Origin of the sequence: Mycobacterium neumannii, from assembly GCF_002245615.1 — a bacterium.
GTDB classification, from domain to species: domain Bacteria; phylum Actinomycetota; class Actinomycetes; order Mycobacteriales; family Mycobacteriaceae; genus Mycobacterium; species Mycobacterium neumannii_A.
Genome location: NZ_NKCO01000009.1, coordinates 169,502 through 191,415 on the forward strand (window position 1 = coordinate 169,502; position 21,914 = coordinate 191,415).

General features: G+C 66.4%; 19 protein-coding genes. 12 read left to right on the plus strand and 7 right to left on the minus strand.

Going from position 1 to position 21,914, the window contains the following annotated elements:
* The first annotated feature begins 15 nt into the window (after positions 1-15).
* On the plus strand, positions 16-1,815 hold the full coding sequence (locus CEX88_RS13220; protein WP_274381109.1) for a putative bifunctional diguanylate cyclase/phosphodiesterase: 1,800 nt from the start codon (positions 16-18) through the stop codon (positions 1,813-1,815).
* Here CEX88_RS13220 and CEX88_RS13225 read toward each other — a convergent pair.
* Positions 1,762-2,643, minus strand: coding sequence for a hypothetical protein (locus CEX88_RS13225; RefSeq protein WP_066842908.1), 882 nt, complete (start codon positions 2,641-2,643; stop codon positions 1,762-1,764). The two genes, CEX88_RS13220 and CEX88_RS13225, sit on opposite strands and share 54 nt — an antisense overlap.
* Before the next feature lie 593 nt (positions 2,644-3,236).
* Here CEX88_RS13225 and CEX88_RS13230 point away from each other — a divergent pair.
* Both CEX88_RS13230 and CEX88_RS13235 read left to right on the plus strand, forming a co-directional pair.
* Entirely contained in the window at positions 3,237-3,860 is a 624-nt protein-coding gene (locus tag CEX88_RS13230; protein ID WP_238382060.1) for a TetR/AcrR family transcriptional regulator, read from the plus strand.
* Complete coding sequence (locus tag CEX88_RS13235) at positions 3,857-4,579, plus strand: ScbR family autoregulator-binding transcription factor (RefSeq protein ID WP_318284590.1); 723 nt, start codon at positions 3,857-3,859, stop codon at positions 4,577-4,579. The genes CEX88_RS13230 and CEX88_RS13235 overlap by 4 nt, the downstream gene beginning before the upstream one ends.
* Here CEX88_RS13235 and CEX88_RS13240 read toward each other — a convergent pair.
* Positions 4,576-4,977, minus strand: coding sequence for a PAS domain S-box protein (locus tag CEX88_RS13240; RefSeq protein ID WP_094293817.1), 402 nt, complete (start codon positions 4,975-4,977; stop codon positions 4,576-4,578). The genes CEX88_RS13235 and CEX88_RS13240 overlap by 4 nt on opposite strands.
* A 133-nt stretch (positions 4,978-5,110) precedes the next feature.
* Between CEX88_RS13240 and CEX88_RS13245 the strand changes: the two genes are divergently transcribed.
* From CEX88_RS13245 to CEX88_RS13255, 3 genes are all read left to right on the plus strand, one after another.
* Entirely contained in the window at positions 5,111-6,349 is a 1,239-nt protein-coding gene (locus CEX88_RS13245; protein ID WP_094293818.1) for an acyl-CoA dehydrogenase family protein, read from the plus strand.
* A 10-nt stretch (positions 6,350-6,359) separates the two neighbouring features.
* A complete protein-coding gene (locus CEX88_RS13250; RefSeq protein ID WP_094293819.1) occupies positions 6,360-7,484 on the plus strand; it encodes an acyl-CoA dehydrogenase family protein in 1,125 nt (374 codons plus the stop codon).
* A gap of 98 nt (positions 7,485-7,582) precedes the next feature.
* Positions 7,583-8,458: a universal stress protein gene (locus CEX88_RS13255; protein WP_094293850.1), complete on the plus strand. Its 876-nt coding sequence runs from the start codon at positions 7,583-7,585 to the stop codon at positions 8,456-8,458.
* A 2-nt stretch (positions 8,459-8,460) separates the two neighbouring features.
* On the opposite strand, the gene CEX88_RS13260 is transcribed toward CEX88_RS13255, so the two are convergent.
* Genes CEX88_RS13260 through CEX88_RS13270 form a run of 3 tightly spaced genes read right to left on the minus strand, consistent with a single transcriptional unit; the run spans position 8,461 to position 11,249 of the window.
* On the minus strand, positions 8,461-9,108 hold the full coding sequence (locus CEX88_RS13260) for a TetR/AcrR family transcriptional regulator (protein WP_094293820.1): 648 nt from the start codon (positions 9,106-9,108) through the stop codon (positions 8,461-8,463).
* A 3-nt stretch (positions 9,109-9,111) separates the two neighbouring features.
* Positions 9,112-10,203, minus strand: a complete 1,092-nt coding sequence (locus CEX88_RS13265; RefSeq protein WP_094293821.1) for an NAD(P)H-dependent amine dehydrogenase family protein — start codon at positions 10,201-10,203, stop codon at positions 9,112-9,114.
* Complete coding sequence (locus CEX88_RS13270) at positions 10,200-11,249, minus strand: Rieske 2Fe-2S domain-containing protein (RefSeq protein ID WP_066842897.1); 1,050 nt, start codon at positions 11,247-11,249, stop codon at positions 10,200-10,202. The genes CEX88_RS13265 and CEX88_RS13270 overlap by 4 nt, the downstream gene beginning before the upstream one ends.
* Before the next feature lie 115 nt (positions 11,250-11,364).
* On the opposite strand from CEX88_RS13270, the gene CEX88_RS13275 reads away from it, so the two are divergent.
* A complete protein-coding gene (locus CEX88_RS13275; RefSeq protein WP_202931488.1) occupies positions 11,365-12,282 on the plus strand; it encodes an NAD(P)H-dependent flavin oxidoreductase in 918 nt (305 codons plus the stop codon).
* A gap of 8 nt (positions 12,283-12,290) precedes the next feature.
* Here CEX88_RS13275 and CEX88_RS13280 read toward each other — a convergent pair whose 3' ends face one another.
* The gene (locus CEX88_RS13280; protein ID WP_126315881.1) at positions 12,291-13,706 is read right to left on the minus strand and encodes a hypothetical protein; all 1,416 of its coding nucleotides are present in this window, start codon (positions 13,704-13,706) and stop codon (positions 12,291-12,293) included.
* Between the two features lie 559 nt (positions 13,707-14,265).
* Between CEX88_RS13280 and CEX88_RS13285 the strand changes: the two genes are divergently transcribed.
* The 5 genes from CEX88_RS13285 to CEX88_RS13305 all read left to right on the plus strand — a co-directional run bounded on the left by CEX88_RS13285 (position 14,266) and on the right by CEX88_RS13305 (position 21,001).
* Positions 14,266-15,510, plus strand: coding sequence for a cytochrome P450 (locus CEX88_RS13285; RefSeq protein ID WP_094293852.1), 1,245 nt, complete (start codon positions 14,266-14,268; stop codon positions 15,508-15,510).
* A gap of 124 nt (positions 15,511-15,634) precedes the next feature.
* A complete protein-coding gene (locus tag CEX88_RS13290) occupies positions 15,635-16,606 on the plus strand; it encodes an enoyl-CoA hydratase/isomerase family protein (RefSeq protein ID WP_064398255.1) in 972 nt (323 codons plus the stop codon).
* 5 nt (positions 16,607-16,611) lie between these two features.
* The gene (locus tag CEX88_RS13295; protein ID WP_094293823.1) at positions 16,612-18,969 is read left to right on the plus strand and encodes a CaiB/BaiF CoA transferase family protein; all 2,358 of its coding nucleotides are present in this window, start codon (positions 16,612-16,614) and stop codon (positions 18,967-18,969) included.
* Entirely contained in the window at positions 18,966-19,727 is a 762-nt protein-coding gene (locus tag CEX88_RS13300; protein WP_094293824.1) for an SDR family NAD(P)-dependent oxidoreductase, read from the plus strand. Before CEX88_RS13295 ends, CEX88_RS13300 begins: the two co-directional genes overlap by 4 nt.
* Positions 19,721-21,001, plus strand: coding sequence for a hypothetical protein (locus CEX88_RS13305; RefSeq protein WP_202931483.1), 1,281 nt, complete (start codon positions 19,721-19,723; stop codon positions 20,999-21,001). Before CEX88_RS13300 ends, CEX88_RS13305 begins: the two co-directional genes overlap by 7 nt.
* Here CEX88_RS13305 and CEX88_RS13310 read toward each other — a convergent pair.
* On the minus strand, positions 20,998-21,909 hold the full coding sequence (locus CEX88_RS13310) for a DUF7065 domain-containing protein (protein ID WP_094293825.1): 912 nt from the start codon (positions 21,907-21,909) through the stop codon (positions 20,998-21,000). The genes CEX88_RS13305 and CEX88_RS13310 overlap by 4 nt on opposite strands.
* Positions 21,910-21,914: the final 5 nt, after the last annotated feature.

Below are 21,914 nucleotides of genomic sequence, written 5' to 3' on the forward strand. Positions count from 1 at the left end.
GTCGCCACGCACCTGATGGGCGTGAACGCCGCGACGCAGGTGGAGGTGAGCCAGCGGGTGCTGGCCGACCTCGTCGAGTACCTCGGCGTCGACGTCAGCTTCCTGCGCCACAACGATCACCGGATCCGCGCGTCCGTGCTGGTCGCGGAGTGGCCGGTCCGCCCCGGGATTCCGGATCCCGACCCGTTGGGTGTGGTGTATTTCGCCGACGCCGACCCGGTGTTCGCCCGGTGCGAGCATCAGAAAGAACCGATCGTGTTCCGCCCGGAGCCCTCGACCGAGGAGTACCAGCAGACCATCGCCGAGGGCAGACAGGTTCCGTCGACGTCGATGGCCTGCGTCCCGATGTTGTCGGGTGAGATCACCTCCGGAGTGCTCGGATTCGTCAAGTTCGGCGACAGGGACTGGACGTCCGAGGAACTCAACGCGCTCAAGGCGATCGCGTCGCTGTTCGCTCAGGTTCAAGCGCGGGTCGAAGCCGAGGATCGCCTGCGCTACCTGGCCGAACACGACGATTTGACGGGACTGTGCAATCGGCGGGCGCTGCTGGCGCACCTGGACGCCCGTCTGCGGCAGGGACAACCGGGGCCGGTCTCGGTGCTGTTCTTCGATCTGGACCGGTTGAAGGCCATCAACGACTACCTCGGCCACACCGCCGGTGACTGGTTCATTCGCGTCCTGGCCGAACGGCTGCGCCAAAGTGCCGACGACGGCACGTTCCTCGCCCGGCTCGGTGGCGACGAGTTCGTGGTCGTGCCTGCCGGGCCGACGGACGTCGACACCGCAAGGGAGTTGGCCACTCGGCTGCAATCGACGCTCAACGAGCGGGTGGCGGTCGACGGCGAGACGCTCACCCGCACCGTCAGCATCGGTGTGGCCCTGGGCGAGCCGGGCCGCGACAACACCTCAGACCTCCTGCGGCGCGCCGACCAAGCGGTGTTGACCGCCAAGGCATCCGGCGGCAACGAGGTCGCGGTCTTCACCGATCAGATGTCGATGGAGTCCGACTTCCGCAACGACATCGAGCTTCACCTGCACAACGTCATCGAAACGGGCGCCCTTCTGCTGCACTATCAGCCCGAAGTCAACATGCGCACCGGCGAGATCCTCGCCACCGAGGCGCTGGTCCGCTGGGAGCATCCGACGCGCGGCCTGCTCGCGCCCGGCTCCTTCATCGGGGTGGCCGAATCGATCAACCTGGCGGGCGAACTGGGACGCTGGGTGATGCGGACGGCCTGCCGCGAGTTCGCGCAGTGGCGCACCAACGGTGTCGGCTGCGACGCGGTATTGCGGGTCAATGTCTCGCCGGTCCAACTGGTGAGCGACGGATTCGTGGAATCGGTCGCGGCGACTATCGACGAGTTCGGCCTCGACGGCGGATCGGTGTGCCTGGAGATCACCGAGAGCGTCGTGGTGCAGGACATCGAGACCACCCGCAAAACGCTGGCCGGCCTCAAACAGGTCGGCGTGCAGGTCGCCATCGACGACTTCGGCACCGGCTACAGCGTGCTGTCACATCTGAAGTCGCTGCCCGTCGACACCCTGAAGATCGACAAGGGCTTCGTCCGCGAGTTGGGCGACAATCCCGGCGATCTCGCAATTGTGCGCGCCATCATCGCGCTGGCCGAGGCGTTCGGCCTGCAGCTCGTCGCCGAGGGTGTGGAGACCGAGGAGGCCGCGCGAACCCTGCTCGAACATGGATGCCACCGGGCGCAGGGATTTCTGTTGTCGCGTCCGCTGCCGGGCGCCGAGATGCAGTCGCTACTCGCCCAGGGACGGGTACCCGTGGACTTTGCCGCATCGCCACGACCCTGAGTGGCGGTATGTCTCACGGAGATTGGCCGGTAGCCGGCGACCGCGCGTATGGCACGCGACGCCGGACACTGCCGGCGGTTCGGAGGTGAGCACCTCGACGCGGCCGAACCTGCTGGCACGCTGTCCGACGAGGCAGACACGCAGGATGTCGCCGGACACCGACCGCGGATCGATTTCGGGGAGTTGCACGGCTCCGCTCGTGACCGTGACACCGTGCCGAGCCCGGACCGCCATCGGCCCGTCGGGAGTCGCGAACACCGCGCCCACCGCTAGGCCCTCCTCGAAAACCAGGCGTTGCAACGCATGGTCGGAATGCACCTCGATGTCACGGTCGGCCACACCCGTGGTGAGCAGATCGAGTATGGAGCCGGCGAGCTCACCGGAATCGGCGGAGAGCGCACCGATCTCGAGGACCTCGAGGATTTGGCCGTCCGATGCCTGCACGGTCGTCGCGCTCCAATCCGGAAGCCGGGTCGAGAGGTAACCGAACGGCGTCGCCAGACATTGGGCCGCCCATTCCCGCAGGCGGGCCCCGACGAACGGCGCCACCGTGCGACCGCTATCGGCGGGCACATGCGAGGGCACGGCGCGGATCGGCACGCCGACATCGTGGGACTGACCGTGCAGCGGTCCCAGGTCCGACGTCATCTCGGCGAAGAAGTGGCGGGTGCACTCATCGGTCGCGTTCGTACCGAGCCAGTTGTGCTCGGCGACTCCCCAGTCCGCGATGAACACCTCACCACCGAGTTCGTCAAGCGCGATGGCGTGTGCGAGCCCAGCCGCGCCGGCACCGGCGCACACCACGTCGACTTCGTCGTCCCACTGCACCGTTAACTTCTCCAAGGTCGCTGTGACTTACAGTCCGGCCGCATATCGATGCGGGATCCTGCGCATCACACGATGTTTCAGGCCGTTTTCGAAAAGCTGCCATTGCCCGTATGGCTTTCTCGAGGGGTTCGCCGATACAGGCAATGGCAACGCGATAGGAAACAACGTGCGCGACGCCGAACATGTCCGGTCGCGGTGAGCACCGAACGCCTGCGACGCAGTGAGACCGACGGGCGGCAATACGCATCGCCGCGAACCGAAAGTCATCACGGGAGGTACTTTACATACTTTTCGGATGTTATGGGCGTCTAACTATGACTTAAAGTTTGGCGTGTCAGACACAACAATTCGACGTGCGCGATCCTGGAAAAGTCAGACGAAAAGATTGCAGAGGAATCGAAGGCGGCGGAAGAACAGGTGGCCATCCGCGTTGTCGCACACAGCTAACACTGGAGAGAATTCATCGAACCGGGGAAGTGGATGGAAGAATTGCAGGGTTGGTTAATTTCAGGCAAACGAGGCCCCCACTGAACGCCGTTCCCCCACCGGCCGACCAGGTCGATCGACGGTCGGACTCGACGCGGCTCCAGATCTTGCGTGCGGCGTCTCGTCTGTTCGCCCGCAGCTCGTACAGCCGGGTCAACCTCGACGACATTCTCACCGATGCGGCGGTCACCAAGGGCGCGATGTACTTCCACTTCCGCTCCAAACACGCGCTGGCATCGGCGATCGTCGAACTCCGTATGGAGGAAGCGCGAGCCTCGGTCGACGAGGTGCTGGGACGGAGGTTGTCCGGCCTGGAGACGCTCATCGATCTGTCGTTCCGGCTCGCGGTCGACGACATCGGCAGCGAAGTCGCCAGGGCGGGACTGAATCTCCTGGAATCCATCGGACGTACCGACGGCTTGCAGCCCGACATCCTCCGCCGGTGGGTCGAGGGTTACGCGAAGGTCATCGACAGGGCGGTCGCCGAAGGCGACATCCGCGACCAAGATGACGCCGAAGCGATCGGCCGCCTCCTGGTTTCGGTGTACATGGGCTTACGGCAGACCAGCGATCTCGACAACCCCGAGCGCTTCATGCGCGACCTGCAGTCCGCCTGGATATTGCTGCTGCCCGGCCTTACCGCCCCGGACCGCATCGCGTATCTCACCGAGTTCGTCAAGCGACGGACCGCGGGCGCCATCAAGACGGCGGCTCCATTGAATGATCTATGATCCCCGACCAGGCCATCTCCAACCGGATGAGGCCGTCGGAGCATCCGGAGGTACCGGCGATGGTGCGCCAAGCGCGATCTGAAGCCACCCGGCGGCGGATCATCGATGCCGCGGTGGAGCTGTTCAACGAGATCGGTTATCCCGCGACCAGCCTGGGCGACATCATCGATCGCGCCGAGATGACAAAGGGCGCTCTGTACTACCACTTCGATTCCAAAGACGCGCTCGCCGCCGCGATCATCGACGAGGGCAGCACGATCCTGTTCGAGGCATTCGAGAAGATCAGCGAGTCCTCGGCGCCCGCGCTCGAACGCATCATCCACTCGTGTTTCGTTGTCGCGGACCTGCTCGCCACGGACATGGTCGCCCGAAGCGCCACCCAGTTGCGGCGCGCATTCGGGAGGTTCAGCCAGGCCAACGCACGCATCTTCGGCCGCTGGCTCGATGAGATAGCGTCGAGCACGGCGCTGGCCATCGAGGAAGGCGACGTACGTCCTGACCTCGATCCCGTCGCGGTCGCCGAGACGGTTGTGGGATCGATGACCGGGGCCGAACTTCTCTCCAGTTCGACCTCGTCCGGCGCCGACGTGATGGAACGCCTCGGGCGAATCTGGGAGATCCTGCTGCCGGCGATCGCGACCGAGGAATCACTGAGTTACTTCCAGCAGTACCTGGCGCGAGAAGCCTTACGCCACGGCGCCCGCCCGGCTGAGGCTTAAAGTTCGTCGAGCCAGAGTCGTTCGGTCAGATCCTGAAAAGTCGCCAGGGCGACCGGGTCACTACCGCGCCGCAGGGCCGACTTGCTCATCCTGGCCCGCACGATCGAACCGTCGCGGTGAAGGAGTTCGACCACCAATTCCTCGTGCGCACGCATCACCGAGACCGCCGACTCGTCGGCGGGCAAGGTGTGGAAGATCTGATGAAAGTGCAGCTCGCGCAGCGCGTCAGCGCTGTATCCGACCATGTCGGCGAACGCCTCGTTGGCAAACACGATCGCACCGTCTTCAGCGATCGCCAGCACCGGTACCGGCAGCCGGTCGAGCACCACTAACGCGGGCAACTCCCCGAGAACAGCCGTCGGCGATTTCGCAACCTGACTGTCTCGTCGTCGCTCCACGGATTCAATTATGCAGTCGCCGCAACGTCCTCGTTCCACAAATATGTAGGAGTGCCGACCAAGAGCGCCCCCGAACTGGCCACATAGTCAACTAGGTTTACTGTGTAGAGCGTCAAGAGACAGGGGATCGACGATGGACCTGAAGTGGTCACCGGCAGACGCGGCGTTTCGTGACGAGGTGCGCAGCTTCCTCGACGAGAAGCTGACACCGGAACTCCGTCGCGCCGGCCGCCTCATGACCAGCGTCTACGCCGACCACGACGCGAGCATGGAATGGCAGCAGATCCTGCACGAGCGGGGCTGGGCCGCGCCGGCCTGGCCGGTCGAGTACGGCGGCTGCGACTGGAGCCTGATCCAGCACTACATATTCAGCCGCGAGTCCACGCTCGCGGGCGCTCCGTCGCTGTCCCCGATGGGGATCCGCATGGTCGCCCACGCCCTGATCAAGTTCGGGACCGACGCACAGAAGGACTTCTTTCTGCCGCGCATCCTCACCGGCGAGGTCTTCTTCTGCCAGGGTTACTCCGAACCCGAGGCGGGGTCGGATCTGGCCGCGCTGTCGATGGCGGCGGTCCTCGATGAATCGGCAGGCGACCTCATCTGCACCGGCAGCAAGATCTGGACGACGCACGCCCGCGAGGCGAACTGGATGTTCGCGCTGGTGCGCACGTCCAGAGGCCAGAAGAAACAGCAGGGCATCACGTTCGTGCTCATCGACATGTCCTCACCCGGCATCGAGATCCGACCGCTGGTGATGACATCCGGAGAAGAAGTACAGAACCAGGTCTTCTTCGACGAGGTGCGGGTCCCCACGACGAACGTCCTCGGCAAGATCGACGACGGGTGGACCGTCGCCAAGTACTTGCTGGAGTTCGAACGCGGTGGCGGGGCGTCGTCGCCGGCGCTGCAGGTGATGGCCCAGGACATCGCCACCGTCGCGGCCACTGAACCGGGTCCCGGCGGGGGCCGACTGATCGATGACCCGGCGTTCGCCCGCAAGCTGGCCGACGCGCGGATCCGCACCGCGGTGCTCGAGATCCTCGAGTACCGGGTGCTGGCAACCGTGGCCGAGGGTAAGAACCCCGGCGCCGCGTCGTCGATGCTCAAAGTGCTCGCGACCGAGTTGAGCCAGGCGATCACCGAACTCGCCATGGAAGCGGCCGGACCGAGGGGCCGCGTCTATCAGCCGCACGCCACCTGCCCCGGCGGGCCGATCGCCGAGTTCGAGCCGCCGCCGGACGGATATCTCAGCGGTGAACCCTGGCAGGCGGTCGCACCATTGCGCTATTTCAACGACCGGGCCGGCTCGATCTACGCCGGCAGCAACGAGATTCAGCGCAACATCCTGGCCAAAGCGGCGCTGGGACTCTGAGGGGCTTGATATGGACTTCAACCTGAGCAAGGAACAAGAACTGCTGCGCGACGGCTTGAACAAGTTCTTGTCGAGCCGATACGAGCTCGAGAGCAGCCGCGCGGCGGCGAAGACGGGTTCCGGCTGGCAGCCCGACATCTGGTCCGGGTTCGCCAACGAGCTCGGGATCCTCGGCGCCGCGTTGCCCGAGGATCTCGGCGGAATCGGCGGCGGGCCGGTGGAAGTGATGGTGATCGCCGAGGCACTCGGGCAGGCGTTGGTCGTCGAGCCCTACGTGGACACCGTTGTCGTGTCGGGTGGCCTACTGCAGCGTGCCGGCGGTGAGCCGGCCTCGGCGCTGCTGGAGCGGATCGTCGAGGGGACGGCCATCGTCGCGCTCGCGGCGAACGAATCCGAGTCCGGCCACAATTGGGCCGACGTGACGACCGGCGCCGAACGCGACGGCGACGAGTGGGTGCTGCGGGGGTCCAAGATCGTCGTCGCGAGCGCACCTCTGGCCACCCACCTTCTGGTGACCGCGCGCACCGCCAGCGGAATCTCGTTGTTCCTCGTCGATCTCGAGTCGGCGGGAGACGCTGTCGCGGCCCACCACTACCGCACCATCGACGACCGCAGGGCATCCGACCTGACGTTCGACGGCCTGCGGCTTCCGGCCGGCGCGCTGCTCGGCGAGGAGGGTGCGGCATGGGCGTCGCTGGCTCAGGCACGCGACGAGGGTGCGGCCGCGGTCTGTGCGGAGGCGGTCGGGTGCATGCGGAAGGTGTTGGCCGACACCGTCGAATACGCCAAACAACGTCAGCAGTTCGGGCAGCCGATCGGCAGTTTCCAGGTGCTGCAGCACCGCATGGTCGACATGTACATGGAAGTCGAGCAGGCGGTGTCCGCCACGTACCTGGCGGTCCTCAACCTCGAGGCCGAGCCGGTTGTGCGCGCCCGCGCGGTGTCGGCGGCCAAGGCCACCGTGGGCCGGGCCGCGCGGTTCATCGGACAGCAGTCGGTGCAACTGCACGGCGGCATGGGGATGACCGAGGAACTCGCGATCGGCCACTATTTCAAGCGGCTTACCGCGCTTCAGTACGAGTTCGGCACCACCGACTTCCACGTCACCCGGTACGCGGAGCTGACCAAGACCTGACCCTCGCGGTGGCATGAGGGACCAAAGGCCCTGTCCACATGGACGGTTTAGGACGTAACGTCGAAATCAACAACCGCCATGTGGTGAAGGGAGAAATCATGGCTGCCGGTCCGAGCGGAATTCTTGTTGGCGTCGACGGATCACCGGACTCGGAGGCCGCCATTCGTTGGGCGACTCGAGAAGCCCTGTTGCGGGACCAGCCGGTCAGGTTGCTCCATGCGATCACTCCTGTCGTCGTGACGTGGCCGGTCGCGTATCTGGAAGCCAGCTACATCGAGTCGATGGAATCCAACGGCCGCGACATCCTCGACTCGGCGCAGAAAACCGTGCAGGCCGCTGCGGGCGACAAGGCGCCGCCGGCCATCGAAACGCAGATCATGAACGCCGCGGCGCCCGCCGCGCTCGTCACCGCCTCGCGCGACGCATACATGACCGTGTCCGGGTCGCGGGGCCTCGGTGTTCTCGGCCGAGCCTTCCTCGGTTCGGTCAGCAATGGCCTGCTGCACCACGGAAAAGGTCCCATTGCGATCGTGCGCACCGACGACGCGGCCGCGGTCGACACCAGCGCCCCCGTCCTCGTCGGCATCGACGGCTCGCCTGCCTCCGAAGACGCCACGGAGTTGGCGTTCGACGAGGCCTCGAGGCGGAATGTGGCGCTTATCGCACTGCACGCGTGGAGCGATGCGTCATTTCCCTCCATCGGCAGCGACTGGGAACGCTACGAGGACGGCGGGCACCGGGTCCTGTCCGAACGCCTCGCCGGCTGGCAGGAACGGTATCCGGATGTGCAGGTGCAGCGCCGGATCGTCAGCGATGACCCCGCACGACGGCTCGTGGAAGCGTCGGGTGAGGCCGCGCTTGTCGTCGTCGGCAGCCGGGGCCGCGGCGGATTCTCCAGCCTTGTGCTCGGCTCCGTTGCGTCGAAGGTGGCTCAGTCGGCCAAGGCGCCGGTGATCGTCGTCCGGCCGCGGTAGAACTACCGCGCGACCGCCGCGCCGTCCAGCTGAAGCTCGACGTAGGCCGTGACGACGTCGGTCAACGCGCGCAGCTCGCGGCCGACGTCGACCGGCTCCTCGACGGCCATCTTGGCCACCATCGCGCCCATCAGCGTGGTCCAGATCAGGTTGCCTACCGCGTCGGCGTGCTTCTGGTCGAGACCCTCGGCCACGAAGCGGCCGAGCCGGGTCAGTGTGGAGAACAGCTCGGCCAGGTGACGTTGCTGAGCATCGGCGCGTCCGGTTCGGGTCGCAATCAAGATCTCCAGCGCGGCAATGGATGTCGGGCTCAGGAACGCGTCGGCGACCGCGTTGATCACCAGCTCGGTGCGCGCGCGTCCGTGGTGCTCCCCCAGTGCGGCCTGGACACCGTGCAGGCAAGCCACCAGTTGCCCGAAGCCCTCGTCGACGACGGCCATCAACAACCCGTCCCTGTCACCGAAGTGGTACTGGATCACCCCCCAGGTCACACCCGCGCGTTCGGTGATGTGCTTGGCGCTCGCCGCGGCGAATCCCTCTTCCAGGACGCAGCGCACCGTTTCCTCGATGACGAGCGCGCGGGTCCGATCCGCTCGGAGCTGCTTACCGTTCGGCGGGCGGCGCGGCGCGACGTTGGCGGCCTGCGGCATTCCCTACCTCTTGAAACGGCCGGCGAACCCGCGCAACGGCAGGTCGGCACTGGTGATCAACCCCGGCGGTGCGACCACGACCGACCGGATGGCATGCAGCGCAGGCATTCCCGTGACCGTCATTCCGATCGAGGCGAAGGCCTCGGGGTTGGACAGGTCGACCCCGGGCTTCGGGAAGATCATGTGCTTGTTGTACACACACGGATCGCCCTTGATCTGGGTGATGTAGCAGCCCTTGATGTCCCAGTGCGGATCGGTGTGCGGTGTCATCTGCCATTCCAGATGCGTCTCCACCCGAGGGACCCCGTCGACGATGCCCTGGTACTTGATGTAGTTACCGCCTAGCGAGCCCTTCGGCAGCTGATACCAACCGAGGTCGACATCCTTTGTGCAGGCGCCTAATTCGTAGCTGAACTTGACCTCGTCGAGTTTCAGATCGAAGCAGTCGGCCATCATCAGCACGCTGTCGGCGAACACCCGGGTGTACTTCTCCAGCTTGCCCGGGATCTCGGGATCGTCGACGGGCTGGCCGTAGCCGACCTCGATCCAGGTGTCCTTGGAGTGATGGCACGACACGTCGACCGACTCGATCGTGGTGACGTTCTCGATCTCGGCGATGTCGGCCGAACACACCACGCCGAGAATCTGGTTGAGTCCGGGGTTCATTCCCGTGCCGTAGAACGTGGAATTGCCCTTGCGGCAGGCCTCCTCGAGGAGTTGGGACACGGGCTTACCCGAGGGATGCGGATGGTTGGTGTCGCGGTGCCAGCCGGTGATCCAGTCGGCCGTGGTGACGATGTTGATGCCCGCCTCGAGGACTCTGATGTAGAGGTCCTCGTCGGGGAACACACCGTGGAACGTCAGGACATCGGGTTGGGCGGCGATGATCTCCTCGATCGTGCCGGTGGCGCGCACCCCGACCGGCCCGATGCCGACGATCTCACCGGCATCCCTGCCGACCTTTTCGGGGGTGTAGCAGTGCAATCCGACGAGTTCGAGATCCGGATGCTCCCCGATCCGCTTGATCATCTCGGTCCCGAGGTTGCCTGTGGCCACCTGGAACACACGCGTCGGGCGGGTGGGTTGTGCGGTCATCGGGTCGGACCTTTCTCGGACGACGTTGCGGCACCGGATGTTTGAAGGTCCGCAGCATTGCCGCCGCGGCCGTCGGGATAGAACTGGGTCGCCCACTTGCGTAGGGCGGTGAAACCCTCGTACTCGGCCGTCGCCAGCGCGGGCGGGTCGGAGTAGCGCTGGTGCGACCAGATGTGTACGTCCTGCGTGAACTGGCGGATGACTTCGGCGCCGAACTCGGTGGCCTTCGCCTCGGCCCGCTGGTCGTCACGGCCGGGGGTGCGGCCGATGTAGACCATGAACCGGACATCCGACGTTCGGTCGTCAACGGGGGTGATCGCCGAGATCGTCCGGTTGTCCACCATGCCCCAGCTCTTGGTCACCGCGATGCCGAGGCCGCCGTTGATGGCTTCCACACCACTTCGGACATCGTCGATCGACTGGGATTCGTCGCCTTCGAAGGTGATGGTGAAGTCGACATACGACCACGGCTCGGCGAAGTCGTGACGAGTGAAGACAGGGATGATCGGTGTCTTGTGCACGAACTTGAAGTGCGCGAAGTCGACGCCGTTCTCCAGCACGTACTGAGGATGCAGTTCGAGGCCGTCGCGGAAGAGGGTCATCGGCGGGTAGTAGTCGGCGGCGGTGCGGGTGTCACCGAAGCTGCCGAAGATGTCGGGTGCGTCGAAATAGGGTGCGCGTCCGTCGATGTCGTGCCAGATATAGATCGAGTCGTTGCGTTCGGCGACGGGGTAGCTGCGGATCCGCCTGCCGCGGTTCGGGCGGTCCTGGTACGGGATGCAGACGTTGCGGCCTTCGGAGTTCCACTGCCAGCCGTGGAACGGGCACTCGATGACGTCGCCCTCGACGTGGCCGCCGTATCCCAGGTGGGCTCCGAGGTGCTCGCAGTAGGCGTCCATCACCACCGCTTGGCCCGAAGACGTTCGCCACGCGATCATCTCGCGGTCGAAGTACTTCATCCGCCGTACATCGCCGGGCTTGAGCTCTGCCGACCACGCGACCTGGAACCATCCGGTCGGCTTCATCGACAGGGGTGGCTTGGCCATCGACGTCCTCTCGGGCTGCGCAATGCCACTGGGTCTCGGTCGGACAAATGATAGAGCACTCAATGTAAATTTGGCCAGGGTGATTTCGTTGCGGGCGGGCCTCACGCAGAATGACCTGGTGACCAACCGAATCCAGGAGCTTCTCGGCGTCGACTTCCCTGTCGTGCAGGCGCCCATGACCTACATCGCGCGCGCCGAGCTCGCCGCCGCCGTCTCTGAGGCCGGCGGCCTTGGCATGATCGAGACGCTGACCGAAGACGGCCGTGCCGATCTGTACCGAGTGCGTGACCTCACCGACAAGCCTGTCGCCGCCAACCTGATGATCCAAGGCTGGAAGGCCGACCCGTCCATCGTCGACACGCTGGCCGCGGCCGGGGTGAACCACGTCTTCACCTCGGCAGGCGATCCCGCGTTGTTCACCGCACGCCTGCACGACGCCGGAATGACGGTCGTGCACGTCGTCGGATCCCTCAAGGGTGCGCGCAAGGCGGCCGATGCCGGCGTCGATGCGTTGGTGGTCGAGGGCGTCGAAGGCGGCGGGTTCAAGTCGCTGCTGGGTGCATCGACGATGGTGCTGCTTCCGTTGGTCGCCGAGAACGTCGACCTGCCGATCATCGCAGCGGGCGGCATGTGCGACGCACGGTCGACCGCGGCGGCGCTGGTACTCGGTGCCGAGGGCGTCCAGATGGGGACCCGGATGCTGGCCAGCGTCGAGGCGGCTGTGCACGCGAATTTCAAGGATGCGATCGTGACGGCCGATGACTCCGGCACCGTGCTTCTCGACATCCCCGGCAACCCGACGATGCGTGTCCTGCGCACCGGGCTGGCCGCGCGGGTCGCGGCTCACGACCCAGGCGCACGCCTGCTGGGCAAGATCACGGAGCTGTACTTCGACGGCGATATGAACGCCAGCGTGGCCAACACCGGTCAGGTCTCGTCCCGGATCCGGGAGTTGCTGCCGGTCGCGGACATCGTGCGGCGCACGTGGACCGAGATCGATGCGGCGTTGACCGACGCCAAATCGAGGATGTAGCCGGCGGGCTAGGCGACGCGCTCGCGGCTGCGCGCTACGCGTTCGGCTTCCGGACACACCGCGCGTTTGGTGCGCGGCCCACGGGCGCGCTGACGGAGCGCGACCATGGAGCCCGAGCGGACGACCCCCAGCGGCCCCGGGCCCGCGAACCGCGCGATACCAGAGGCGCGCAGAGCGACAGCGGCTTTCGCCTGCCGGTAGCCGACCCGGATGCCCGCGGCGGCGACGATGAGCAAGGCGGCGACACCCGGCAACGCCACGGCAGCCAGCGCCGTCAGCGATGCCGGAACCAGGACCGCCTCGATGACGTGCTCGAAGATCGACTTCGCACTCGCCGGCGCGGCAGCGGTGGTCAGCGGAACCGTTCCCGAGACCGAGAGCGGCTGGACGGTGTCAGTGGTGGCCACCTTGCCCTGCACCGGGCGCGGGGCCATGGTGCCGAACAGCGAGCCGCTGTCCGCGGGGGCCACGGGCCGCGTGGTTTCGCCCGGATGCGGTCCGACCAGTGTTCCTCCGGTCGGGGCGTTCACCTTCCTGGCATCCAGCGTGCCGCTTCCACCGATCAACGACTGGGGCGGACCGGACGAAGCGGGGATGCCCAGCATCGCGTAGAAATCCGAAGGCACCCGCGTGACTGCGCCCGTCACCGTGGTCAGCATGGTCTGCAGCGAGGTGATCGCATCTCGGATCGGCGTCTTCGACGTCTGCAGCGCGGCGAGCGACTCCGACCACGTCACCATCGCGCCGTTTATGGTGACGAACGCGTTGGTCAGCGGGTCGGCCGTCTTGGCTTCCGGCGTCACAGGGGTGTTGACCTGAACGGCGGGCGTCGTGCCGGTCTGCGGGGCAGACGAGGCTGCGGCGTCGTCTGCGGCGGAGTTGGAGTCGGGTTGAGTGGCCGAACCGTCCGCGGGCGCCGTCGAAACCGGAGCGTCGGCAGCGGGATCGGTCTCCGTGGTCAGTTCCTGGGTCGCGGGGACGGTTCCGCTTTCGGTCGTCTGCGCCCCGACGCCGAGTTCGGTCCCCTGCGGATCGGCAGGTGCGGCGTTGGCTTCGTCGGCGGGCGCGGTCTCTTCGTCCGCGGTCACGTCGGCGTCCTCCGCCTTGCTCCCCGTGGTCGCGGTCCTGTCGACGCCGCCCCGCACGATAATCGTGGGGCGGGTGAACCCGTCTTTCCGCGACGGTGATTGCCGGGAGAAATCGGGAAGGCGGAGCCGGAAGCGCCGGTCGATCTTCGGAGTGGACTTCGTCGCCGTCCCGGTGGTGGCGCCCGAAGTCTCCGAGCCGGCGGCGCCGGTGGTGGAACCCTGGCTGGCCGCGGTCGAGCCGCTCGTTCCCGCGCCACTGGTGCTACCTGAGTCGTCAGCACTGGCGACGGCACCGCCGCCGAACAGCAATCCGATAGCGAGGACACAGACACCCACCGTGAGGCGCAAAGGTGACGTGGGAATGATCGTCTCCGTCCGAAAAGAGAACCCTCGTTCAGAGAGGGTTTGATAGACGATTGTTACACAGAATTAGTCCCGCAATACAGAGCTATTGGTGACGATTGCGGGCGGCCCGGTGCAAATCTTTGCCGACCGAAGAACCGTCGCGAATGGCGACTCAAGATCAACGCCGCCACGACCGGTTCCGAACTCCAGGTCTCGAATCGTGACGGCTGATTCGCTCCGCGGACAGCGGGTCGGCTTCCGACATCATCGGGGCAGGTCGCCGGTGGTGACCGCACGGCCGTGACATTGCGACGTCCGCGCCGGAGACCCTCTCAGCGGTGCCCCCTCCCCGATCGCGAGACTGATCCGGCCGACAATTGATCTTGGTGGTCTTTTGGTAGCCGAAAAACAGTCCGCTGATCCAAAGACGCCTCGTTTTAAGCGGACAGTCTAAACAGCCCCGGCGCGGACGAGCGCTGACAGACTGTCCACGAACCGGTGGCGTGTGACGGCACCGCTCCGGTGAGGTCCGGTGAAGGGCGGAACGCAGATGACGGTAAGCGCTGACGAAGGTGTGCGAGACAGCCGGGACAGCGACACCGAGAAAGAGGGGGTCCACTACGACCCCTACGACGCCGACCTCAACCGCGACCCCTATCCGATGTTTTCGCGGATCCGTGAGCACGCACCGCTCTACTACAACGCCGAGCACGACTTCTATGCGCTGAGCCGCTACGCCGACGTCGACGCAGCACTGCTCGACCACGAGACGTTCAGCTCGGCGCGCGGGGCGGTGCTGGAGATCATCAAGGCCGGCCTGGACATCCCGCCCGGCACGCTGATCTTCGAGGACCCGCCGGTCCACAACATCCACCGCAAGCTACTGTCGCGGATCTTCACCCCCAGAAAGGTGAACGCGCTCGAACCCAAGATCCGTCAGTTCACCGCCCGCTGCCTGGACCCTTTGGTCGGCGCGGGCCGCTTCGACTTCGTCAAGGACCTCGGTGCTCAGATGCCCATGCGGGTGATCGGCATGCTGATCGGCATTCCGGAGGCCGACCAGGAGCACGTGATCGAACACGGCGAGTCGACGATCCGCACCGAACGGGGCGGCAAGATGACCGACAACCCCGACGGCCCCATCGCCACGGGTCAGGTCTTCGCTGAGTACATCGACTGGCGGGCACAGCATCCCAGCGACGACATCATGACCGAACTGCTCAACGCCGAGTTCACCGACGAGACCGGGACGCTGCGGCGACTGGGCCGCGAGGAACTTCTGCTCTACCTGCAGGTGATCGCAACGGCAGGCAGCGAGACCACCACCCGGCTGATCGGCTGGGCCGGCAAGTTGCTCTCCGATCACCCCGACCAGCGGCGCGCGTTGGTCGCCGACCGGTCAATGCTGCCTGCGGCCATCGAGGAGGTCGTGCGTTTCGAGCCACCCGCCCCGCACGTCTGCCGATATGTCACCCGCGACGTGACCTACTACGGCGAGACGGTGCCCGCGGGCAACGCGATGATGTTGATCGTCGGCGCGGCCAATCGTGACCCGCGACGCTTCGGCGCTGACAGCGAGCGGTTCAATATCAATCGGCCCCCGCGTCAGCACCTCGGCTTCGGGGTCGGCACGCACTTCTGCCTCGGCAACGCGCTCGCACGATTGGAAGGACGCATCGCGCTGGACGAGATCCTTCAACGATTCCCGGACTGGCACGTCGACGTCACCGATGCCGAGCTCAGCCCGACGTCCACCGTGCGTGGATGGGAGTCGATGCCTGCCGTGGTGGTTTGACGGAGAGCGATACGCACGAAGATCAGAGTCTTCGCCCCTGACGAATTCGACTGCGTCGGAGGCGTTCAGCTGCCCGGGTACGCGGGCCACCTACCGGAGGTAACACAAAGTGGAGGAAGCGAACATGCCAGAGTACGACTACGAAGAGATGAAACGGGAAGCCGAGCAGCACATCCGGTTCGAGAAGGACCGCAAGAACCGGATCGCCTACATCACGTTCAATCGGCCCGAGGCGCAGAACTCGACGACGATGGGCATGCGCCAGCTCTACGCCGACATGATCCACAAGTGCAACGTCGACGACGACGTCAAGGTCGTCGTGATCCGCGGCGAGGGCGATGATTTCGGCAGCGGTGGCGACCTTCCCGAACAGCGGGGCATGCTGGAGAACCCGGGCATGCCGCTGCTGCACGAACTCGCGATCAACGACGACGACGTCAAGTACCCGCCCGGCGGTTCGTATCGCTACCTGTCGACGGTGACCGACTTCTACGCCAAGGCGCGTGCAGGCAACCGGCCCCTACAGGAACTTCGCAAGGTCAGCATCATCGAAGCGAAGGGGTATTGCTACGGCTGGCATTTCTATCAGGCCGGCGACGCCGATCTGGTGGTCTCCTCCGACGACGCGCTGTTCGGCCATCCGGCGTTCCGTTATGTCGGGTGGGGACCGCGGTTGTGGTGGTGGGCCGAGACGATGGGCTTGCGCAAGTTCTCCGAAATGCTGTTCACCGGCAGGCCGTTCAGCGCAAAGGAGATGTACGAGTGCGGCTTCCTGAACAGCGTCGTGCCCAGGGACCAGCTCGAAGCCGAGACCGAGAAGTACGCGCTCGCCTGCTCGAAGTCGCGCCCGACCGACACGGTCGCGGTGCAGAAGACCTTCCTCGAGCTGTACAAGCAGCACAAGGGCGAGTACTTCGGCAGCCTGTTGACCGGCATGGTCGAGGGGATGCTGCCGATGATCCAGAACGACCAGCGCAACGATGTCGATCTCACCGAGGGCACCTTCGAAAAGGGGCTCAACAACGTGGTCAAGGACAACGACATGAACTTCCCACCGGAGTGGCGGCTGAGCCGGTCGGGACGTAACAAGCCCTGACCGGCATGTCGGCGCTGACCGGCTTTCGGATCGTCGAGGTGGCCGAGCGGGTCGCCGGCGAGTACTGCGGCAAGCTACTGGCCGATCTCGGAGCCGATGTCGTCAAAGTCGAACGGCCCGGACGGGGCAGTCCCACCCGGGCCATGGCGCCGCTAGTCGGTGGCGAGGACGGTCCCGAACGCAGCGCGCTGTTCGCCTACCTCAACACCAACAAGCGATCCGTCGAATTCGACACCGCCGCAACGCATCAGCTGATCGTCACCGCCGACGCGGTGATCGACGACCACAGCGCGACCTGGGCCGCCGAGCACGGATTGTCGGCCGCGGAGGTCGCCCGTCGCCATCCCCACGTGGTGTTCTGCGCCGTCACGCCGTTCGGCCTCACCGCACCGGCGGCACTCGACAACGCTGTGAGCCTGAACGTCTTTCACGCCAGCGGGTGGGGCTACCACACCCCCAGCCACGCCGATCCCGACCGACCGCCGTTGAAGGGACCCGGCCGGTTCCTCGCCGACTACGAGGGCGCGCTCGACGCCGCCCTCTGTGTGATGTCGGCGCTGTTCGAGCGGATGCACACCGGCCGCGGCGAATACATCGACGTATCAGAGCAGGCCGTCCTGGTGTCGCGCGCCGATTGCATCCTGGGCCGGTTCGTCACCGGGGAGATCGCCCCACAGAACCGCCGCGACGACTACGACCAGGCGGGACCCGCGACGTTCTTCGCCTCGCGCGACGGCTTTGTCTACCTCTACATGACCAACAGCACGCACTGGCTGGGCCTCAAAACACTGATGGGGGCGCCGGCGTGGCTCGACGAATTCGACGACGACTGGCTGGAATTCGGCGTCACACCGGAGCGAGTCGCCGACTTCCGCAGCGGCTTCGCCGACTGGATGCGCGACCGGCCCGGCGAGGACACCGCAGAAGAGGCGCAGCGACTCGGCGTACCCCTGGTGCCGGTCAACGGCGCGGCCGAACTCCTGCGCTCACCGCAGTACCGGCACCGTGAGTTCTTCTGCGAAGCTACCCATCCCGTGCTGGGCACGAGCGCCTACCCCACCGTGGGTTACCGGCTGAGCGCGACTCCGGCCCGGATCAGTCGACCCGCACCGACGCTCGGCCAGCACACCGACGAGGTCCTGGCCGAACTCTCCAGTCCGCGCACCGCGCCCGCGGTGCGGAACCCGCAACTCAAGGCCCACGGTTCGCGGGGTGGACCGCTGCAGGGTGTGCGGGTCGTCGAACTGACCAAGGTGTGGGCCGGGCCTTACGCCGGCAAGCTGCTGGCTTTCCTCGGCGCCGAGGTGATCAAGGTCGAGTGCTCGGCCACTCCCGAGGAGATGCGCGCCTACGGCGGCACCGACATCAACCACGCCCCCTACTTCCTGAGCATCAACCCCGAGATCCTCAGCGTCGACCTCGACATCAAAACGCCCCGCGGCCGGGATGCCCTGCTGGCGTTGATTTCTCGCAGCGACATCGTGCTCAACAACCTGCGGCCCGGCGCGATGGAACGCCAAGGCCTCGGATACCGGGATCTGACCGCGCTCAAATCCGACATCGTCTCGGTGTCCGTCAAGATGTGGGGCAATGATGGGCCGCTGGGCCATCAGACCGGCTACGCGCCGTGTTTCGCCGCCCTGGCGGGCCTCGCCTCGCTGGTCGGTTATCCCGGCGGCCCTCCGCTCGGGGCGAGCATGCGGTACGGCGATTCCACCGTGGGTGCGGCCGCGGCGTTGGCCGCCGTGGCGGCGCTACTGCACCGGGAGCGCACGGGACAGGGCCAATTCGTCGACGTCTCCGCCGTCGAGGTGCTCTCGTCGATGGTGGGTGACTGCCTGTTCGAGCAGAACCTGACGGACCGGCTGTTGGGACCCGACGGCAACCGCCACCCCGACATGGCGCCGCACGGCTGCTACCCCTGCGCGGGCGCGGACTGGATCGCCGTCGCCGTCACGGACGACGATGCCTGGCACCGTCTCTGTGAGGTGCTCGGCGCCGACGAGCTCGCCGCCCGTTATCCGACAATGGCCGCGCGACAGCGCGATGCCGAGGTTCTGGACGCACACCTGATCGCGCTCACCCGGGGGCACGAGGCGGGCGGTCTCGCCGAGCGGCTGCGTTGCGCCGGTGTGCCCGCGACCAGGAGCGCGACGGCCACCGAGGTGATCGGCGACGAATTGCTCTGGGACCGCGGCACGTATCGCTTCGTGTCCGACCGGGTCGAAGGACAGCGGCCGGTGCTTGGGCCCTCGTGGCTGATGACCCGCCCCGCACACATCGAACGCGGCGCACCGAACTTGGGCGAACACAACGACTACGTGCTCGGCGACATCCTCGGGCAGGAAGTGAGGACCACGTGACCGCGTTGGCCCGGACGGTGGCGCTGGTGACCGGGGCCAGCAGCGGGATCGGCGCGGCAACCGCCCGTGCGCTCGCCGCCGAGGGCGCCTCGGTTGCACTGGTGGCGCGGCGGCGCGACCGGCTCAGCGCACTCGCCGACGATATCGCGGCGGCAGGTGGCAGAGCCCTGGCCGTGCCCGCCGATGTGACCGACGCCGATCAGGTGGCCGCCGCGGTGGCGATGACCGTCGACGAGTGGGGTCGCCTCGACACGTTGGTCAACAACGCCGGCCTGTTGCGCATGGGTGCCGCCGCGCACGCGCCGCTGGCCGATTGGGATGCCCTGGTCTCGGTCAACATTCGAGGCGTTTTGTATGCCACGCGCGCCGCGCTCCCCCCTCTGATCGCGGCGGCCGCTGATTCGCCGCGGGGTGTCGCCGATATCGTCACGATCAGTTCGACGGGCGGGCGGGTGGCGCGGCCGGGAACCGCCGTCTATTCGCTGACCAAGTTCGGCGTCAACGCGTTCAGCGAGAGCATCCGCCAGGAACTCGTCGGCAACCGGGTCCGCGTGGGAATCGTCGAACCGGGAACGGTCGAAACCGAGATCTTCGATCACCTTGACTCACAGGCGCTTACGGCTCAACAGGCCAGGACATCCGGAATGGTCAAGCTGAGGCCCGAGGACATCGCGGACGCAGTGACGTACATGGTGACACGCGATAGGCGCGTCGCGGTCAACGAGATCCTCGTGCGGGCGGCGGAACAGACATGGTGAAGGTCGACTGGGTGCACGGTGACGCCAACGGCCTCGCGTTCCCCGCCCACCCCGAAGCGCTGCGGAAGGGCGGAACGGAGTTCCTCACCGAGGCGTTCCGCGCTTACGGTGTCTTGTCCGAAGACAACGAAGTGGTCGCGATCGAGCGCTTCGACCTGGTATCCGGCGGCAGCACCGGGCGCAAGGCAGTGCTGACCGTGCGGTACGCGCGCGAGCATCCCGACACGCGCACCGACCTGTTCGTGAAGTTCTCCCGCGACTTCGACGACGCCTTGCGTGATGTCGGGCGCACCCAGATGGAATCCGAGACCCGGTTCGCGGCGCTCACGCGCGCCGCGGCGTTTCCGATCGCGGTGCCGGCAACGGTTTTCGCCGACTTCCACCGCGAAACCGGCACGGGGTTGATGATCAGTCAGCGGATCGCGTTCGGCACCGGCGCGATCGAACCGCAGTACCACAAATGTCTCGACTACGAGATGCCCGAGCCGGCAACGCATTACCGGGCGTTGTTGACCGCGCTGGCGCGGCTGGCAGGAACCGAGCGGTCGGGTCGGCTGCCCGCGGACCTGCTCGCGCAGTTCCCGGTGGACCTGCGGGCGGCGACCGTGGGCCAACCGCCGGTGTATACCGCCGATCAACTCGAGCGCCGACTGCGCCGGCTCGTCGAATTCGTCGAACAGCACGAGGGCCTGTTCGCACGGAACGTGCGCTCGTCGTCGTTCCTGTCTCAGATGACCGCGGAGGCACCTCGGTTGATGAGGCGCGAAGCAGACGCGTGGCAGCAGCTGAGCGCCGACACCGACTACCTTGCGCTGTGCCACTGGAACGCCAACGTCGACAACGCCTGGTTCTGGCGCGACGACGACGGCGAGTTGCGCTGCGGGCTGATGGACTGGGGCTGCGTCAGCCGGATGCACGTGTCGATGGCGATATGGGGATCCCTGTCGGGAGCCGAGACATCGCTGTGGGACGACCATCTCGACGAGCTGCTCGAGATGTTCTGCAAGGAGGTGCTCGCAAGCGGTGGGCCGGACCTCGACCCCGCCACGGTGGAGCGGTCCTTGGTCGTGTACGCGACGTTAATGGGTGTCACCTGGCTGCTCGACGTGCCTGCGTTGATCCGCAAGCGGCTTCCCGACGCGGGCCCGCACACCACACGCACCGATCCGCGTATCCGGTCCGACGAGAGCGTGCGCGCGCCGTTGCAGATGCTGATCAATGTGCTGAACCTGTGGCAGACCCGCGGTGCGGCAGCGAAACTGGCTGGGCCTTAACGCATCAGCGCACGCACCTGTTCGCGAGCGAAGAACTCCTGGTCCTCACCCCATCCCTGTCGGCCGTCCCACCGCCAGTCGGTCAACGTCCAGAACGTCATCCGTCCGGGCCAGCCGAGCCAGCGCAACGCGGTACGCACCTCGCCTTCGGCGTGCAGGGCCCGGCCGTGGTCGTCTTCGGCGTCGAGCACCACCCGTGCCGGGGCGCCCGCGCGGCGGTCGAGCACGCGGCGCGCACCGGTGACGAGTTCGCCCACCGTCCCGTCGCGCAGCAGGTATCCGCCGATCACACGGTCGACACCAGAGCGGGTCGCCATCGTGATGGCATGCCAACTCGATTCGGCGTCGGCGATGGCCCACAGGTAGTCACCGGAGCGGCGGGCACCCGGGCGGTGCGGACCCCAGGTGCGGTCGCGCATCGAGAAGCAGTCGATGTCGAAGCGCTCGCCGTTCAGCGTCGCGGTGCCCCGCATGCGGCCCGGTTGGTCGAAGTGGCAGTGCTGCGGGGATGCCTCGCCAAGGACGTGCGGCGCCATCAGCGACGTCCACTCCAGGTCCAGGTCGAGCCCCAGCTCCGAGTAGGACAGCCGGTAGCGGTGCATCGGGTCCTCGACGACGTGACGCAGCGAGTTCGGGAGCTGGAAGTCGGTGAAATCCAGCGCCCCCGTGGGGGGTTGGATCCAGCGCCAGTCGTAGAACAGGCAGTCGTAGGTCTGTTCGCCACTGGGGTCCCACATCGCGGGCCCGCCGCCGCTGGTCCCGGTGCGGACGTCGTGGTAGTAGTACACGAACCCGTTGATGTCGCGTTCGGGGATCGCGAAGTTGAACCACCCGCTCTCGTTCCAATTCGGGTCAGCAGTGGCGGGGTGGAAGACCTCGTCGGCTGCAGTGATCGCGGCAGTTGTCATGGCGC